Genomic DNA, 1,021 nt, shown 5'->3' on the forward strand with positions numbered 1-1,021 from the left:
CGGACGGCGGCGACTTCCTGACCACCGGGGGCGACATCAGCGTCGCGGCGGACCAGCGGCTGCTCGCCGACGACGGCGTCGTCCGGCACGCGGGAACCGTCACCGGGACGGTGACCGGCACGCTCCAGAAAGACCCCGACGCGGCGAAACCCTATGCGGGGCTGCGCGAGGATCTTCGAGTGGCGAGCAAGTGTTACGCCCGGGAAGGCACCACGCCGCGTCCGGCCACGGGCACGGCACGCAACGAGGGATACCGCACCCTGTTCACCGGGGACGGGAAATCCGCGTTGCAGGTGTTCAACGTCGACTTCGACCTGACGTCGGCCACCGGCGGCATGCAGGGGATCGAGTTCGAAGGCATCCCGGCCGGGGCGACGATCCTGGTCAACATGGTGGGATCCGCCAGGACGATCAACACCTTCACCGGCGACCTGAACGACCAGGACCCGCTGAACAAACTGCGGGAACGGCTCCTGTGGAACTTCCCGGACGCCACCAAGGTGAAGATCGCCGGTGGCGCCCAGTTCCAGGGCAGCGTGCTGGTCGGCGAGCCGGGGAGCACCGCGACCGTCACCGCGTCCGGGATGAACGGCCGCTTCTTCACCACGGGCTCGCTGGTGCACAGCTCCGAGGCCACCGGTGGCGGCGGCCAGGAGTTCCACGCCTACCCGTTCACCGGCGACCTGCCCGAATGCGGCAGCACGCCGACCACGACGCCGAGCAGTTCGACCTCGACGTCCACGTCTACGTCGTCATCCAGCTCCACGAGCCCGACCACGACCACCAGTTCGACGACGACCACCACCAGCAGCTCCACGTCGCCGACGTCGACCACGTCGACCTCGACCTCCAGCTCGCCGACCTCGACTTCCACCGAGCCGACGTCGACCACGTCTTCGAGCCAGACGAGCACATCGTCGAGCAGCACATCGTCGAGCAGCACGTCCTCCAGCCCGACCTCGTCGAGACCGGAAGAGCGCCGTGTAGGGAAAGAGAGAAGATCCCGGAGGCCGACGTGTCA

1 protein-coding gene is annotated in these 1,021 nt (G+C 68.1%); it reads left to right on the plus strand.

Annotated features, from left to right (window positions below; genetic code table 11):
* Positions 1–1,021, plus strand: a 1,021-nt coding sequence (locus CFP71_RS42825) for a choice-of-anchor A family protein (RefSeq protein ID WP_143267333.1), incomplete at both ends; no start/stop codon positions are given.

The sequence above is a fragment of the Amycolatopsis thailandensis genome (assembly GCF_002234405.1).
Taxonomy (GTDB): domain Bacteria; phylum Actinomycetota; class Actinomycetes; order Mycobacteriales; family Pseudonocardiaceae; genus Amycolatopsis; species Amycolatopsis thailandensis.